The following is a 15,628-nucleotide window of genomic DNA, read 5'->3' on the forward strand; positions in this document are numbered from 1 at the left end:
TTTTTTCATGACAAAGAAAAAAGAGGGATTCACTCAGGAATCCCTCTCGCTTCTAAACTTAAGCTACTTCATATCCTGCTTCTTCTACAGCATCAATTAAAGCATCTTCAGTTACTTGACCTTTTTCAAATTCAACCGTTGCTGTTCCTTCATCCAAAGAAACTACAGCGCTTTTTACACCACTTACTTCTGATAAAGCTTTGGTGACGCGAGCCTCGCAGTGTCCACAAGTCATACCTTCTACAGTTAATGTTAATTTTTCCATTTTCTTTTCCTCCTATGATTTAAATTTATATCTTTTTAGGCGTAGTGCGTTAGTTACAACCGAAACGGAACTAAATGCCATCGCAAGTCCGGCTACCCATGGGGCAAGTAAGCCAAGTGCAGCTACTGGAATACCCGCACAGTTATAGGCAAGTGCCCAGAAAAAGTTTTGTCGGATGTTTCGCATCGTTGCTTTTGAAAGTTCGATTGTTTCTGGAATAAGTGTTAAACGGTGACTTACGAGCGTTACATCACCAGTTTCAATCGCAATATCTGTTCCCGTTCCAATACTAATGCCAATATCACTCGCTGCAAGAGCTGGAGCATCATTAATACCATCGCCAACAAATGCAACAATATGTCCTTCTTGTTGTAGTTTTTCTACTAATGCGCTTTTATCGTTTGGTAGTTGTTCGGCAAAAAACATATCTGCTCCTAAATCTTTCGCCATATTTTCTACTACGACAGATTGGTCGCCGGAACAAATAGCTGTTTTAATACCTTGTGCTTGCAGTTTTTGAATTGCTTCTTTTGCCTCTGGTCGTGGTGTATCGGATAAAGCAAGTGCTCCGGCATAAGTACCGTCTATTGCCATTGCTACAACCGTTTTCCCTGCATTCATCCAACTTTGGATTAATTCATCTTCTTCGCTCGGGATAGTTGTAAGTGAAGACACATAGCGATAAGCGCCGAGTTCCACTTTACTATCATCCAAATTACCTGTCATCCCATGCCCAGCTTTAGCGCGGATTTTTCCTTGTTTTACATCTGATACATCGATTTTTTCAGAGTCTAACATGTTGATAATCGCTTTGGCAATTGGATGTTCTGATTGTTGTTCCATCAAGAATAAATAAGGGAAAAATTTGTCGTTGCTTGCTTTTTTATCACTTACTTCTAATTTACCTTCTGTCAAAGTACCAGTTTTATCAAAAACAATTGTGTCGACTTTGGAAGTACGTTCTAAATGTTCCCCGCCTTTAAATAATATCCCACTTTCGGCGCCTTTACCAGTTCCGGCCATAATCGCTGTTGGTGTTGCGAGCCCGAGAGCACAGGGACAAGCAATAACTAAAACAGCAATTGCAGCTTCTAATGATCCATCTACCGTGCCTGTTACAAGGTACCAAATAATAAATGTTACAGCTGCAATTCCAAGTACAATCGGTACAAAAATACCCGAGATTTTATCTGCCAAACGTTGAATTGGCGCTTTAATTCCTTGTGCTTCTTCCACTAAACGAATAATCGATTCTAAAACGGTTTCTTCCATTCGTTTCGTAATTTTTGCTTGGAAAGCTCCGTCAAAGTTGATAGTCGCTCCAATAACAGAATCACCTGGTTTTTTCTCTACAGGCACGGGTTCACCAGTAATCATCGCTTCATCAATGCTTGTTTCTCCGGAGATAATTTCTGCATCCATTGGCACTTTTTCACCAGGACGAACTAGAATAATATCACCAATTTTGAGAGAATCTACTGGTACTAACCATTCTTTGCCTTCACGAATAACAGTTGCTTCTTTCGCTTGTAGTTCGAGTAATCCAGCAATAGATTCTGTTGTTCTCGAAGTTGCATATGATTCGAGTAATTTACCTAATAAGATTAACGTAATCAACACAGCACTTGTTTCAAAGTAATAATGCGGCATCACGCTTGGATCAATCATATGACGGATATATTCCACTACACTATAAAAGTAAGCTGCGGATGTACCAAGTGCGACCAAAACGTCCATATTCGCGCTTTTACCTCGAAGCGCCTTATAAGCCCCATCATAAAACCGCCAACCAATATAAAATTGGACAATGGTTGCGAGTACTAATTGAATGGTTGGATTAATCCAGTTACCAATTGTTTCCGCAAACGCCATTTCATGAATATATGGAATGTGAGTAACCATCGTTAAAAGTAATGGCAGTGAGAGCACAGCTGAAAGAATAAAACGTCTCACTTCTTTTTTGAAATTCTTTTCTAAAACGGCGTCTTTTTCTTCTTTTGACATTTTTTCTGCAGCATCATAACCAGCATGCTTCACGACTTTGATTAATTCTTCTGTCGTGGTCACTTCTGGGTCGTAATATACAGCCGCATTTTCAGTGACTAAATTGACATTGGCTTTTTCAACACCTTCTGCTTTATTTAAAGATTTCTCAATTCTTGTTGAACAAGCCGCACAAGTCATCCCAAAAACATTCAAATCCTGTCTTACATATTTATCATCCACTCTAAATACCCCCCTCAGGTTTTAGAAAACTGACGTATAGCCTTAAGTAAGTCCTCCATTACGTCATCTTCTCCGTTTTTTGCAGCATCCACGACACAGTGTGCTGTATGATGTTCTAATACTTGCAAGCCAACATTTTTAAGTGCTTTATTCGCTGCTGAAATTTGAACTAAGATGTCTGTACAATATCTATCATCCTCGACCATTTGAGCGATACCGCGAATTTGGCCTTCGATACGTCGCAAACGATTTTGAAGTAATTTCGTTTCTTCATCTTTGCGTGGAACAATGGGTTGGTCATGTTTCATATTTTCTCCTCCTTTGTTTCTACAATTAACAGTATACCCCCTATAGGTATATTTTGCAAACATTTAATTTTTAAAAATAAAAAAAGAACCATAAACAACTAAATGTTTATGGCTCTAAAGCTTGTTATTTTGCGGCATCTACTTTCTTTTGTAGTGCTTTAACATGTTCAAAAAATTCTTCTAATGTCCAGTTGTTTTTGTAAATGATTGTTGCAGCGTCTTTGCCAACATAACGATAATGCCAAGATTCGTATTGATATTTCGTAATATCTTCTCTACCTTTCATATAACGAAGGATAAAGCCGTAATTATGGGCATTTTCTTCTAACCATTTACCTTCTGGGGTAGTTCCAAATGCTTCAGTTAGTTCATATGATTGATTTTCTGAGGAAATATCCATTGCTAATCCAGTTTGGTGCTCACTTGTTCCAGGGTAAGCCACTGCTTCTCTAGCTTTTTTATCCCCTTTGGAATTTACTTCAGCTTGGAATACCTCTTGTTGTCGTTTATAAGAACGATAACCCGACACAGCAAAAAGTTTCTTACCATCTTGATTTGCTGCTTTGAACATTTCTTCAAGGGCTGTTCCTGCTTCTTTTCTTAATTGCGCTTTTTCTACTTGTTCATTCCCAAAAGAAAAAGTAACATTTGGTCGAACTAAATCAGGGGGGGTATATGTTGGCTGCAAGGAATAATCTTTATTAGCAAGTACTAATATATTTTCCTCGTTTTCGATATACTGAATCCCATTTTTTTCGACTAATTTATTTTGTTTATCAATGTAAGGATAAAGCGGATCTTTTTCTAAGTCAGCAAGTGTATTATTACTTGTGGCTTTTTGCTCCACTTTAGCGACTGGCTCTGCATTTTGCCCGCCGAAATATTGATCTTCTACCGTGTTTACACAACTGATAGTAACGGCTAAAGCAATTGTTAATAAAGAACTCATATATGTTTATCAACCTTCCTGTATACATTAAGTCAAAATCTAAGGTAGTAATTTTGATTATTTTATTGCTGCTTCTAATGCTACAACAATCATATCATTAAAAGTAGTTTGGCGCTCTTCAGCGGATGTTTCTTCACCTGTAAAAATGTGATCGCTGACTGTTAGAATAGCAAGTGCACGACGGCCATATTTTTGCGCTAATGTATAAAGAGCCGCTGCTTCCATTTCAATTCCCAGTACTCCGTAATCGGCTAATTGTTGTTTATCCAATTGATCATTATAAAAACGATCCGCTGAGAAAACATTACCAACTTTTAGAGATAGGCCTTTTTCAACGCCTGCATCATACGCTTTTTTTAATAAAGAAAAATCTGCTACTGGCGCAAAGTCAACACCAGCAAAAGTGTTACGATTAATTTGAGAATCTGTCGAAGCTGCTTGAGCAATTACAACATCACGAACTTTAACGTCCGCTTGAATGCCACCCATTGTTCCAACGCGAATCAAATTTTTCACATCATAGCTTTGAATTAATTCATTCACATAAATCGAAATTGACGGAATTCCCATACCAGTTCCCATAACAGAAACTTTTTCGCCTTTATATGTACCAGTAAATCCTAGCATTCCTCTTACTTGGTTAAATAATACAACGTCCTCTAAGAATGTTTCGGCAATGTATTTCGCACGCAAAGGATCTCCTGGTAATAAAATTGTTTCGGCAATTTCCCCTTGTTTTGCTTCGATATGTACGCTCATAATTTTCTCCTCCTAATGTTTGTTTTTCTCTTCATCTAGCAAATACGCTTCCCAAAGTTCATCGAAAATAGACATTCCCGGTAAATAAGGCGCATTAAACTCAAGATAGTCACAAAGAATATGATAATTTCTTGTTTGCTTTGGAAAACTATGATCTCGGTATGCATTGTTGGCAAATTCCGTTTTCTGATCTGTTAGCTTCGGGTCCCGATATGTCATTAAAAAATGATAAAATGATCTTCCCAACGTACAACACACTCCGCTCTTTTTATGCTTTAACTATAGTTGATTTCTCGTGAAAAATAAAGTTAATTTTCAAGTTTACTTAGAATTTCTTCTGCTAGTCGATGTGTCTCTAATGCATCTTCTTCAGTAATTGGAGCTTTTTCGCCGTTTCGAACAGCATTTAAAAACGCCTGAATAATCGGTACAAAGCCGCGTTTATAAAGCGTTGTTTCCCAGTCACCAAACCGTTCAAAACGCTCGGTCGTTCCTTCATAAATATGTGTCTCTGTTACATTTTCCACTTCATATTTAGCGCTTTTTGTCATCACGGCTAAACGTTCTTCATTCACACCACTATCCCGGTTCATGATGGCAGTAGCTACTTTATTGCCAGCAGAAATTTGGACAGTTACACTAGACAGTAATTCGTTTTGCCAAACAGGTACCATATGTAATTGATCAATTTTTGCATCAAGTAAATAACGGACGGTATCAATGACATGGATAAAATCATCATAAATAAATGTACGTGCCTCACCTGGCTGTCCTGCGCGGTTTTTTTGCATTACTATCATGTTTATATCCGTTAATGCTTTTAATTCTTGATATTTAGGTGCATAACGACGGTTAAATCCTGTCATTAATAGCGTGTTTTTTTCTTCGGCTAAGCGCGTCAATTCTTCCACTTCGGCCAAATTATCGGCAATTGGCTTATCTACATAAACTGGAATATTATGTGATAAAAAAGTCCGAATTACTTCTGGATGACTTGCTGTAGATGAATGTACAAAAGCTGCATTAACGCCAGATTCTATCATTGAATGAATACTTTGATGATAATGATCAAAACGATATTTTTCGCTTAAATGCTTTAATTTTTGTGCATTTCTTGTATAAAGATGGACCTCGATATTTTCCATCTCAGCAAAAACAGGTAAATACGCTTTTTGTGCAATTCCACCGAGTCCCACTACTGCTACTTTCAACATACATTTCGCTCCTTTTTCATAACAATGCCAGAGAATGATTTCGCGATATTATTCTACGCATTTCATTTTCTGGCATCGTTTGTTTATTCAAAGATTTTCTTATAGGTTTGGTAGCCTTCTTCTTCTAACTTATCAACGGGGATAAATCGAAGCGCTGCGGAATTGATGCAGTATCTAAGTCCACCTTGATCTTGTGGTCCATCTGGAAAAACATGCCCTAAGTGCGAATCAGCCTCAACTGACTTCACTTCCGTCCGAATCATCCCATGTGATAAATCTCTATGTTCGATTACTTCTGCTTCGTCAATTGGTTTTGTGAAACTTGGCCAACCACAACCAGCATCATACTGATCATTGGATGAAAATAACGGCTTTCCTGAAACAATATCTACATAGATTCCTTTTGCCACATTATCATAAAATTCATTTTGAAATGGGCGTTCGGTATCCGCTTTTTGGGTCACATTATATTGTATATCTGTTAGCTGTTTAAGTCGCTCGTTTTTTTTACTTTCATCCATTTGACTTCACCCTTTCCAGTTGGCATCTATGAATGCAGCACGACCGGAAGCTACTTGATAACCTTCATAGTGCGCTTTTTCTTTTTTATAGAAATCTTGGTGATATTCCTCTGCAGGATAAAAAGTTTCTGCTTTTGCAATTTCTGTGACAACTGGTTTCTTAAATCTTCCGCTTGCATCCAAAGCTGCTTTAGATTTTTCAGCGATTTGTCGTTGTTCCTCATTATGGTAAAAAATAACCGGACGATATGAATCTCCGCGGTCGACAAATTGTCCCGCTGCATCAGTCGGATCTGTTTGTTGCCAGTATACTTCGACTAATTTTTCATAAGGAAATACTGCCGGATCAAATGTAATTTCAACTGCTTCGGTATGCCCTGTTGTCCCGCTGCAAACTTCTTTATATGTTGGATTCACTGTATGTCCACCTGTATAACCCGAAACGACCTTCTCGATTCCTGGTTGTGTGTCAAAAGGTTTTACCATACACCAAAAGCATCCTCCAGCAAATGTTGCTTTTTCAAGTGATTCTTTTGTCATAAAAAATGCCCCCTAACTAGGATTGGGCCAGTTAAATTACTTAACTGGTACTAAAAGTGTAAACGAAATATCGTCTTTCTTCAAATTTAGCGTATCGGCACGAACTTTTGTGTCGCCTTTTAGTTTTAATTTGTCCAAAGATAAATATATTTTTTCTTTTTTAGGAAGTACAGTGACCCACTCAGGGAATTTATAGTTTTTATTAACATAGTTCATCACGTAAGAAACTGGTAAAGGTAATGCTCCAACAGACATATCTGTCAGCGATAATTCTATATTTCCATTATCAACTACTTTTGGTGAAAATTTAAGTCTTAGTTCAACAGGCTCACCAAAAATCTTCGCTTCAGCTGTAAAATTGACATTATTTGCTACAAAAACTTTATAACCGATATCTTGCTCTTTGCTGAACTCTTCTATATAGCTACTGATTAATTGGTTTAAGTCTGATTTAGTGGTGCTTGTTTGAAATTCAATATTTGATTTATTGCTAATAAGCGAAGGCGTTGGCTCTTCTTGTGGGCTAAGTACAAAGACTGTTACATAAAGCCAGCCAGCAAGAAGGATAAGCAAACTAATTAAAGTTAGGCAAATCCATTTCCAATAATTTCGTTTTGGTTTTTTTGGAGCTGATCTTGTTTCTACTTGCAAGATTTTATCACCTTTCTATTTAGGAATATTACCATCATCTAGTTGTTTGACGATAGCTTTTTCTAACTCGGCGCTCATTTTTTCATATCCTTTATGGTTTGGATGGAAATAATCATCTGAAAGTAATGGATTCGGCTTGTCTTTATTGGATGTATTTCTATCTTCTAATGCTTTAGCCACTGGGACGAAATAAGCATTGTTAGTTTGTTTAATTGTTTTCGCAGAAGCATCATTCCAATTGGTAATGACCTCATCAAATTGTTTTATATCTGCAAAATAAGTCGTATAAGGATTGTAAATACCCATTAAAAATATCGCTGCATCTTTATTGTAAGAGCGAATATCTTTAAGTAACGTTGTAAGTTCTTGTTGAAATTCTTTATTTGCTTTTGCAAAATCAGCCACATCTACATTTAAAAGGCGAGATTGCAAAATAGCCATCACGTCATTCCCACCGATTGTAATAGTTATTACATTGGCATTTTTGACATCTTGCTGGAATTGTTTATTCGTTTTGAGGCGTTTTTCTAGTTGTGTAATACGGTTTCCTGATACACCGTAGTTGCTCGTTTTCACACTAGACACTGTAGCTTCTTCATTTAGTTTTTCTGGAACAATGCCCACATAGCCGCCTTCTTTGTTTTCATCACCAACACCTTCTGTTAATGAGTCACCCATTGCAACTAGGTTAATAGGGATTTCTTTTGATTCTTTATAATACTTGATACCAAAAACTGCGCCAACGAGAAGCGCGATAATAAGCACGCTTCCTGTAAGCCACAGCCATTTTTTCTTTGTCATATGCAATCACTCACTTAGTCAGTATAGTACATAAATGCAAACGCGCCAGTTCCAGCATGAGTGGAAATGACAGGATCTGCAAAAAATAGTGGAATTTCTGTTAATCCAGTTATTTCTTTAGACTCTGCGATAAAGTCATCAGCTAAATTCAGCCCATTGGCATGAACTACATCCAGCTGTTGAATTTTTTTCGGTTCGTCTTTAATTAGATTAAGGCAGTATTGTAAAACTTTTTTGTTACTGCGAACTTTGGTTTCTTCTTCCAATTGTCCATCAGTAAGCTTAGCGATTAATTTGATATTCAAAAGACTACCTAGGAAACCTTGCATTCGACCAACACGCCCACCTTTAATTAAATTATCGAGCGTTACGACCACAATATAAAGTTTTGTTTTGTCGCGAATATCATTAATTGCAGCGTGAATTTCTTCTACTGAATAATCGCCAGCCTGAGCCATTTCAGCGGCTTTTAGTACTTGGAATGCTTGGCCACGTGCCGTATAATCGCAGTCTACTACGGTGATGTTTCCTTCCACCATATCAGCTGCTTGGCGAGCTGCATTCACTGTACCACTTAGTTTTTCCGTCAAATGGATGGAAAGGATTTCATACCCTTCTGCCGTATATTTTTCATAAGCTTCTACAAAAGAACCGATTGCTGGTTGCGAAGATTTTGGTAATTCTTTTGTTTCAGCCATGCGTACCATGAATTCTTCTGGCGTAATGTCTGTTTTAGGATTATAAACTTTCCCATCGATTTCTACGGTTAAATATAAAACTTCAATATTCCATTTTGCTGCTTCTTCAAGAGTTAAGCCTGCAGTTGAGTCTGTGATAATCTTTATTTTTCTCATTTAGCCACATCCATTTTTGCTTATTTTCTCTTATTATAACATTCCCGGCGTTATACACAACCTATAAACTAGTTTTAAGAAAAGAGAAAGAAATGGTATTTGTCTTTCTATTCTTACTTTTTTAGCGTATGATAGAAATGTAACAACCCACAAAAATTTTGTAGAAAAGTATGGTGATAAAATGAATGTCACTTCTTATAATTGGAAAGAAGAACTGGCGAATGCAATAACGCACGGGGTTGGATTTATCCTTAGTATTCCCGCGCTCGTCTTACTTATAATATTCGCCGCTGGAAAAGATAATCCTCTTTATTTAACAAGTTTTTTAATTTATGGAATTTCACTAATGTTGCTTTATATTTGTTCCACACTGCTCCATAGCTTCAAACCTTGCAAAGCACGAACGGTTTTTAATATTATGGATCATGCCGCGATTTATGTTTTAATTGCTGGCAGTTATACACCATTTGTTTTGATTACCATTCAAGGAACTCTCGGTTGGACGCTGTTTGGTGTTATCTGGGGACTCGCAATTGCTGGGATCATTTATAAAATATTTATGACTGGCAAATTAAAACTTTTATCGACGTTTGTATACTTAGTAATGGGCTGGATGGTCATGTTCGCCATTAAACCACTTTATGCAGGGCTAACGCCAACCGGATTTTGGCTACTTGCAACTGGTGGGATTATGTTTACTGTAGGGGCAATTTTTTATAGTATCCCTCGAGTACCTTATATGCACGCGATTTGGCATTTATTTGTTATCGCGGGAACTGCTTTTATGTACTTCTGCATTTTGTTTTATGTTTAAATTATAATTTTTAAAACCTTCTCGATAATGAGAAGGTTTTTTTATATAGTATGACATAATTAAGACTTGTTTTTAATTATGTCATACTATATAATGTTTAGCATAACATAATAAAAGGATGTGATTCCAATCGAACTTTCCTCTAGACAACACCAGATTGTTGCCTTTGTTCGCGCGAATGAGCCTGCTACTGGTGACTCTATCGCTGCTCATTTAAAATTAACGCGTGCTACGATTCGTGCTGATTTGTCGATTTTGACGATGACCGGAATTTTAGATGCCAGACCTAAAGTTGGTTATTTTTACTCAGGACTCGAAACAAATCCGATTCATTTGGATGAAATTCGCCAATTGAAAGTAGCAGATATTATGACCCAACCATTTTTCGCAAAAAAAGAAACAAGTGTTTATGACGCCATTGTGATGCTCTTTATGGAAGATATTGGCAGTTTATATGTAATTGATGACGAACAATTAGTTGGGCTTGTCTCCAGAAAAGACTTACTGAAAGGCGCACTGGCGGATGCAGATACGAAAGCCACTCCCATTGCGACTATTATGACGCGCATGCCAAACCTTGTTACTGTTACTAAAAATGATAAAGTCTTGCACGCAGCAGAACAGCTTGTCTTTCATCAAATCGATTCGCTTCCCGTTTTTGAAAATAACTCTCGAGAAGCGAAAGTCGTCGGAAAAATATCAAAAACACGTATTACTGCGCTTTTTGTAGATACAATAAAAAAGGTTTAATAGGAGGCAAATATGGAAAATCCGGTTATTATATATGTTATTTCAGATGCTATCGGAGAAACTGCTCAACATATTATTCGCGCGGTAACAGCTCAGTTTTCACTTAATAAACCAGCTGATATTCGGCGCCACGCTTTTATTCGCGATGAAAACGCTTTACTTGAAACATTAGAAGAAGCAAAAGCAGCTGATGGGATTGTTGTTCAAACGCTAGTACAATCAAAGCTCGCTGATTATGCGTCAAATTTTTGTGTGAAAAATCATCTTCAAAACGTTGATTTATTACATACGCTCACTGCCGCAGTGGAAGCAAAAACTGGGTTAAAGTCTAAACAAGACCCGGGAAATATGCGCCGGCTTGATAGTAATTATTTTGATCGTATTGCCGCAATTGAATTTGCCGTTAAATATGATGACTGCAAAGATCCCTGCGGTTTACTGGATGCCGATATTGTTTTAGTTGGTGTTTCAAGAACGAGTAAAACCCCACTTAGTAGCTATCTTGCTAATCAAAACTGGAAAGTCGCTAACGTGCCACTCGTTCCCGAAATTCCGATTCCAGATGAACTTTTTCAAATCCCAGCAGAACGTATTATCGGTCTGACAACTACACCTGAAAAACTTGCTCAAATCCGGAAAGTGAGATTAAAATCAATTGGCTTAGATGAAGCAAGTAGTTATTCTAGTGAAAAACGCATTTTAGAAGAATTAGAATATGGTTATGCTACTTTCAAAAAGCTTGGCTGCCAAGTAATCCATGTTGAAGACAAAGCCATTGAAGAAACCGCTGCCCTAATCACGGAGATTATCACGAGTTACCACTAATTAGAAGAGGTGAATAAAGTGAGAAAATTTGTCTATCAGTTCAGTGAAGGTTCTAAAGAAATGAAAAATCTTTTAGGAGGAAAAGGTGCTAATTTGGCCGAAATGACGAAGATTGGTTTGCCCGTCCCTCCTGGCTTTATTATCTCGACCGATGCTTGTAATGATTATACAACGAGCAACAAACATCTATCCGAAGAAATTTTTGAAGAAGTAAAAATTCATTTGACAGAACTCGAAAAACAAACTGGAAAAATTTTCGGATTCGCGGAAAACCCACTGTTAGTTTCAGTACGTTCTGGCGCGCCTTTTTCGATGCCAGGAATGATGGATACGGTTCTAAATCTAGGGTTAAATGATCAAGCTGCTGAAGGATTAGCTAACTTAACAGGTGATGCTCGTTCTGCGTTTGACTCTTATCGTCGCTTCATTCAAATGTTTGGCGATGTCGTTTTTGAAATTCCAAGCTATCAATTTGAACAGGCGCTTGCTCGTATAAAAAAAGACAATAATTATCTTTTAGATACGGAATTAACTGCTGCTAATTTAAGTGAACTAATTGAGATTTATAAACTGATTTTCAGCCAAGCAACTGGCAGAGATTTTCCGCAAGATCCGTTAGAACAGCTGAGACTTGCGATTATTGCTGTTTTTGATTCGTGGATGAACCCTCGTGCCGTTATTTATCGCAGACTGCATGATATTGATGCAAGTTTTGGCACAGCCGTGAATATTCAAGCGATGGTTTTTGGCAACACTGGCGAAACAAGCGGTACTGGTATTACTTTTACGCGAAATCCATCCACTGGTGAAAAGCAAGTTTTTGGTGAGTTTCTACTAAATGCACAAGGTGAAGATGTTGTTGCAGGAATCCGCACGCCTGAACCGATTAGCGCATTAGAACAAAGAATGCCCCTCGTTTATAACGAACTCCTTAAAACATGTGAACTACTTGAAAATCACTATTTAGATATGCAAGATATTGAATTTACAATTGAAAAAGGAAAACTTTACGTTCTTCAAACAAGGAGCGGGAAACGAACAGCCAAAGCAGCAATTCAAACAGCAGTCGATTTCGTCCACGAAGGCAAAATCACTCGTGAAGAAGCAATTATGCGAGTAGAAACGAAACAGCTACATCAATTACTTCACCCTGCTTTTCATGAAAGCGCTCTAAAAGCTGGACAAGTCATCGCAACCGGATTACCAGCAAGTCCAGGAGCTGCCACCGGTCAAATTTTCTTTGAAGCTAAAGAAGCCGTAGCAGCTTCAGAACGCGGCATTTCTGTTATCCTAGTACGAAATGAGACTTCTCCTGAAGATATTGAAGGTATGGCGAGAAGTAGCGCGATTTTAACTGCTCATGGTGGTATGACTTCTCACGCTGCCGTAGTGGCCCGCGGAATGGGAAAATGCTGTATAGCTGGTTGCGCTGAACTCACTATTAATGAAAAAGAAAAAACCATTATCCTTACAACCGGAGAACAGCTTCATGAAGGTGATTTTCTTTCTCTCGACGGCAGCACTGGAAATGTCTATCTTGGACAAATAGCACTCACAGAAGCTTCTATAGGCGGTCATTTTGATGAATTAATGGCATGGGCAGACGCTGAGAAAAAACTAAAAATCCGCGTAAATGCCGATACACCAACAGATTTTAAAAAAGCATTACTATTTGGCGCTGAAGGTGTTGGTCTTTGTCGCACAGAGCATATGTTTTTTGATGAAAAAAGGATTCCTTATGTTAGACAAATGATTTTAGCAGAATCACTTAAAGAGCGCGAATCTGTTTTAACATCATTAAAAGAGATGCAAAAAACAGATTTCAGTGAATTATTTCGAATAGCAAATGGTCGAGCAGTGAATATTCGCCTTCTTGATCCGCCCTTACATGAATTTCTACCGAAGACTAACCGCGAAATCGAACAATTAGCGCGCGATATGAACCGTACTGTTCCCCAAATCACCAAACGAATTGAGGAGCTGGCAGAAGCAAATCCTATGCTAGGTCATCGCGGTTGCCGTTTAGCCATTACTTTTCCAGAAATTTATCGTATGCAGGCGGAAGCAATCATGGAAAGTGCCGTTATCGTTCATGATGAAGGAATCGATGTCCACCCAGAAATTATGATTCCTCTAATCGCTACAAAAAGCGAACTTAGTTATATTAAAAATGAAATTAAGCAGGCCATTCATGCGATTTTTGAAAAAGAACGAGTTGTGCTACCTTTTGATATTGGTACGATGATTGAAATTCCTCGTGCTTGTGTGACCGCAGATGAAATTGCCGAAGAAGCCCAGTTCTTTAGTTTTGGAACAAATGATTTAACTCAGCTAACATATGGTTTTTCTCGTGATGATGCAACTAAATTTCTAGCTGATTATTATGAAAAAGATATTTTACCTAAAGATCCATTTGTTACGATTGATAAAACGGGCGTTGGTGCGTTAGTTGAAATGGCTGTTACTCGCGGAAGAATGACTCATGCGAACTTAAAAATGGGCGTCTGTGGAGAGCATGGAGGAGACCCAGAATCAATCCACTTCTTCCATCAACTTGGCCTCAGTTATGTATCATGCTCGCCTTACCGCGTGCCAATAGCTCGGTTAGCAGCAGCCCAAGCAGCACTGAGCGAAAACAAGCTAGTATCTACTATATAAAAAAAGTCCAGATGGCAATCACTTAGATTGTCATCTGGACTTTTTTATTTTTCGCAAATCGCCACATAATTCCCTTCATTATCTGCAAAGTTGAACACGCGACCGATTGGCAGATCAACCAAATCCCCTACTGTAATTCCTTTGTTTTTATATTCTTCATACAGTTCGCTAATATTTGTTCCAAATAGTAAAATCGATGGCGTCCCAAGGTTCATATCCGGGTTCATTTCGGCAACTTTCTTTTTATTTTGGAGCACAAAAGTAGTTTCCACACCTTTTGAAGGCGCGATTTCAACCCACTGAATTTCGCCGTTTACGACTTCTTCTGATACAACGACAAAATCCAATTTTTCCACCCAAAAATCTCTTACTGCCGCTTGATCTTCCACATATAACATTACTTGACCAATTTTTTCAATCATTTTTCATCGTCCTCTCGTCATTTCTTTTTCTTTCAAGCCAAACTCCGCATAAAAATCACGTTTCATTTCTAAAAGATAGCGCAAATCATTCATAAATTGGAATAAAATGGCTCTATTTTCGAATTCTTCACGTGTTTCTGGGAGCTTACTACTACGAAATTCATGCACCATCGTTGTAATCTCTGCCACTAAATCTTCCGCCGTATTATGTTCATCCAACGTCTGCGCTGTTTTTTCAGTAATTTCAGCGAGCGCCATACTTTGCTCTGAAGAATGATGGAACGAAACCAGATGTCGCTTCATTTGTGTCAAAATTCGGTACTGAACCAGTCGCATATCCACATACTGAGAATAATAGTGTGACGAAGCAAAAAATTGATTGTCCAAATTTCTTGCTGCTTTTTCTTGTGCATAATCTAATGTACCCTTTAATTGATTTAATAAGCCAAACTCATCAAGATATTCAGACTGATTTCGAAGCCCTTGCGTCATTTCTGTTAAAATCTGTCTCATGATGGCTTCAATTTTTTGTTGACTGCGTTTTAATTCGTCTTCCATTTTTGGCATGTATAAATTTAAAATAATTGCGATACCTGCGCCGACCGCCATAAGTAAAAGTTCATTTTTAAACCAAAAGAATGATAGCGATTGTTCTAATAAAATGTGCGATACAAGTACTGAACTTACAACAATCCCGTCAGCAACATGTAGTCTCACAGCAAGCGGAATAAAAATCAGTAGATAAAGTCCAAAACTCACTGCGTTATAACCAATGAGCATGAAAAATACGGCGGCAATAGAAAGCGCCAATACAGTCGAATAAACCCGCTGAATCGCAAGTTGCAGAGACCCCTTTTTCGTATTTTGTACACTTAAAATCGCGATAATTCCCGCCGAAACTGCATATTCCAAATGAAGCCATTCCGCCAAAATAATCGCTAGTGTCGCTGCAATTGCTGTTTTTACTGTCCGCATTCCAATCCGCATATGTCCCGTCCCCTTTCTATGTCCAACTTATCATAGCACGAAAGCGAAAATCGCAAAAGAAAAACCTTGAAGATTCCTCCTCAA

Annotated in this window: 18 protein-coding genes; 4 read left to right on the top strand and 14 right to left on the bottom strand. The window is 38.0% G+C overall.

Features of this window, described 5'->3' with window-relative positions; all coding sequences use genetic code 11:
* Positions 1-58: 58 nt before the first annotated feature.
* The 12 genes from copZ to PQQ29_RS09690 all read right to left on the bottom strand — a co-directional run bounded on the left by copZ (position 59) and on the right by PQQ29_RS09690 (position 9,088).
* Positions 59-265, bottom strand: coding sequence for a copper chaperone CopZ (gene copZ / locus PQQ29_RS09635; RefSeq protein ID WP_003762991.1), 207 nt, complete (start codon positions 263-265; stop codon positions 59-61).
* A 12-nt stretch (positions 266-277) separates the two neighbouring features.
* Entirely contained in the window at positions 278-2,491 is a 2,214-nt protein-coding gene (locus tag PQQ29_RS09640; protein WP_003769331.1) for a heavy metal translocating P-type ATPase, read from the bottom strand.
* Between the two features lie 14 nt (positions 2,492-2,505).
* Positions 2,506-2,799, bottom strand: a complete 294-nt coding sequence (csoR, locus tag PQQ29_RS09645; RefSeq protein WP_003762995.1) for a copper-sensing transcriptional repressor CsoR — start codon at positions 2,797-2,799, stop codon at positions 2,506-2,508.
* 124 nt (positions 2,800-2,923) lie between these two features.
* Positions 2,924-3,748 (bottom strand): M15 family metallopeptidase, encoded by an 825-nt coding sequence (locus tag PQQ29_RS09650; protein WP_003762997.1) that lies wholly within the window; start codon positions 3,746-3,748, stop codon positions 2,924-2,926.
* 57 nt (positions 3,749-3,805) lie between these two features.
* Positions 3,806-4,507, bottom strand: coding sequence for a purine-nucleoside phosphorylase (gene deoD / locus PQQ29_RS09655; protein WP_003767481.1), 702 nt, complete (start codon positions 4,505-4,507; stop codon positions 3,806-3,808).
* 12 nt (positions 4,508-4,519) lie between these two features.
* Positions 4,520-4,753 carry a YozE family protein gene (locus tag PQQ29_RS09660; RefSeq protein ID WP_003763000.1) on the bottom strand — a complete coding sequence of 78 codons (234 nt, stop codon included), beginning with the start codon at positions 4,751-4,753 and terminating at the stop codon, positions 4,520-4,522.
* Positions 4,754-4,815: 62 nt separating this feature from the next.
* On the bottom strand, positions 4,816-5,721 hold the full coding sequence (locus tag PQQ29_RS09665) for a Gfo/Idh/MocA family protein (protein WP_187983945.1): 906 nt from the start codon (positions 5,719-5,721) through the stop codon (positions 4,816-4,818).
* An 83-nt stretch (positions 5,722-5,804) separates the two neighbouring features.
* Positions 5,805-6,242: a peptide-methionine (R)-S-oxide reductase MsrB gene (gene msrB / locus PQQ29_RS09670; RefSeq protein WP_010991686.1), complete on the bottom strand. Its 438-nt coding sequence runs from the start codon at positions 6,240-6,242 to the stop codon at positions 5,805-5,807.
* 6 nt (positions 6,243-6,248) lie between these two features.
* Positions 6,249-6,782 (bottom strand): peptide-methionine (S)-S-oxide reductase MsrA, encoded by a 534-nt coding sequence (msrA, locus tag PQQ29_RS09675; RefSeq protein ID WP_003769341.1) that lies wholly within the window; start codon positions 6,780-6,782, stop codon positions 6,249-6,251.
* Positions 6,783-6,818: 36 nt separating this feature from the next.
* The gene (locus PQQ29_RS09680; protein WP_003763009.1) at positions 6,819-7,433 is read right to left on the bottom strand and encodes a YpmS family protein; all 615 of its coding nucleotides are present in this window, start codon (positions 7,431-7,433) and stop codon (positions 6,819-6,821) included.
* A 15-nt stretch (positions 7,434-7,448) separates the two neighbouring features.
* Positions 7,449-8,234, bottom strand: coding sequence for an SGNH/GDSL hydrolase family protein (locus tag PQQ29_RS09685; RefSeq protein ID WP_010991687.1), 786 nt, complete (start codon positions 8,232-8,234; stop codon positions 7,449-7,451).
* A gap of 14 nt (positions 8,235-8,248) precedes the next feature.
* Complete coding sequence (locus PQQ29_RS09690) at positions 8,249-9,088, bottom strand: DegV family protein (protein WP_003769344.1); 840 nt, start codon at positions 9,086-9,088, stop codon at positions 8,249-8,251.
* Between the two features lie 181 nt (positions 9,089-9,269).
* Between PQQ29_RS09690 and trhA the strand changes: the two genes are divergently transcribed.
* The 4 genes from trhA (at position 9,270) to ppdK (ending at position 14,135) form a co-directional block, all read left to right on the top strand.
* Complete coding sequence (gene trhA, locus PQQ29_RS09695; protein WP_010991688.1) at positions 9,270-9,902, top strand: PAQR family membrane homeostasis protein TrhA; 633 nt, start codon at positions 9,270-9,272, stop codon at positions 9,900-9,902.
* 120 nt (positions 9,903-10,022) lie between these two features.
* Positions 10,023-10,652, top strand: a complete 630-nt coding sequence (gene ccpN / locus PQQ29_RS09700; RefSeq protein ID WP_003763015.1) for a transcriptional regulator CcpN — start codon at positions 10,023-10,025, stop codon at positions 10,650-10,652.
* Between the two features lie 12 nt (positions 10,653-10,664).
* Positions 10,665-11,477 (top strand): pyruvate, water dikinase regulatory protein, encoded by an 813-nt coding sequence (locus tag PQQ29_RS09705; protein WP_187983944.1) that lies wholly within the window; start codon positions 10,665-10,667, stop codon positions 11,475-11,477.
* Between the two features lie 18 nt (positions 11,478-11,495).
* Positions 11,496-14,135 (top strand): pyruvate, phosphate dikinase, encoded by a 2,640-nt coding sequence (ppdK, locus tag PQQ29_RS09710; RefSeq protein ID WP_187983943.1) that lies wholly within the window; start codon positions 11,496-11,498, stop codon positions 14,133-14,135.
* Positions 14,136-14,179: 44 nt separating this feature from the next.
* On the opposite strand, the gene PQQ29_RS09715 is transcribed toward ppdK, so the two are convergent.
* Both PQQ29_RS09715 and PQQ29_RS09720 read right to left on the bottom strand, forming a co-directional pair.
* Entirely contained in the window at positions 14,180-14,557 is a 378-nt protein-coding gene (locus PQQ29_RS09715) for a VOC family protein (protein WP_010991691.1), read from the bottom strand.
* Positions 14,558-14,560: 3 nt separating this feature from the next.
* Positions 14,561-15,544, bottom strand: a complete 984-nt coding sequence (locus tag PQQ29_RS09720) for an aromatic acid exporter family protein (RefSeq protein WP_003763019.1) — start codon at positions 15,542-15,544, stop codon at positions 14,561-14,563.
* Positions 15,545-15,628 lie beyond the last annotated feature (84 nt).

Source organism: Listeria innocua, assembly GCF_028596125.1.
Classification (GTDB): domain Bacteria; phylum Bacillota; class Bacilli; order Lactobacillales; family Listeriaceae; genus Listeria; species Listeria innocua.